Origin of the sequence: Pseudomonas sp. A-1, from assembly GCF_004801855.1 — a bacterium.
Classification (GTDB): domain Bacteria; phylum Pseudomonadota; class Gammaproteobacteria; order Pseudomonadales; family Pseudomonadaceae; genus Geopseudomonas.
The window spans coordinates 1-896 of the sequence record NZ_SSTC01000222.1 but is presented as its reverse complement, the minus strand read 5'-3'; the positions used below and the strand labels follow the sequence as shown (position 1 = coordinate 896).

The following is an 896-nucleotide window of genomic DNA, read 5'->3' as shown; positions in this document are numbered from 1 at the left end:
GCGCGGAAGCTCCAGAACAGGCTGAACACGTGGGGAATGGTGTCCCTGGCGGCCAGCCGGATCTGCTCGTCGCTGGCATCGACCACGTTGGCGGTGTACTTCTTCAGCAGCAGGCCGTAGCCGAGGTCGTGCTTGACCGCCTCGAAGGCGGCGATGGTCGCGCTGCTCTGGTCACCCGCGCGCAGCTGCTCGAGCAGTGCGTAGGCGGTCATGCCGTTGCGGATGCGCGCCTCGTGCTCGACGATCAGGTCCTTGATGCCCTTGACCTCCTCGTCCAGCGAGCGGGTGGCGATCAGGCCCAGCGCCCAGGGAATCTTCACCGCGTAGTCGGTGCGCATCTCCTCCTGGTTGGGCAGGCCGAACAGGGTGAAGCCAGCCGGTGCCGGGTGGGTTTCCCACTCGGCCTCGATGGCGGCCAGCTTGGTCTTCTGCACGTCGCCGATCTCGTAGCCCGACTCGTCGCCGAGGATGATCACCGAGAGGATCGAGGCCAGGCCGAAGGCCGAGGCGATGGCGAACGAGCGGCGGGCGAAGCCCAGGTCGCGCTTGTTCAGCAGGTAGTAGCTGGAGATCGCCAGCACGAAGATCGCCCCGGTGACGTAGCCGGCCGCCACGGTGTGCACGAACTTGACCTGCGCCACCGGGTTGAAGATCAGCGCGCCGAAGTCGACCAGCTCCATGCGCATGGTCTGGTAGTTGAACTCGGCGCCCACCGGGTTCTGCATCCAGCCGTTGGCGATCAGGATCCACAGCGCCGACAGGTTCGATCCCAGCGCCACCAGCCAGGTGACCACCAGGTGCTGCACCTTGGACAGCCGATCCCAGCCGAAGAAGAACAGGCCGATGAAGGTGGACTCGAGGAAGAACGCCATCAGGCCTTCGATGGCCAGCGGCGC

Annotated in this window: 1 protein-coding gene; it reads right to left on the bottom strand. The window is 66.0% G+C overall.

The annotated features are described in order from the left end of the window. On the bottom strand, window positions 1-896 hold an 896-nt coding region (locus E5198_RS21265), incomplete at both ends, for a cytochrome ubiquinol oxidase subunit I (protein ID WP_178084114.1).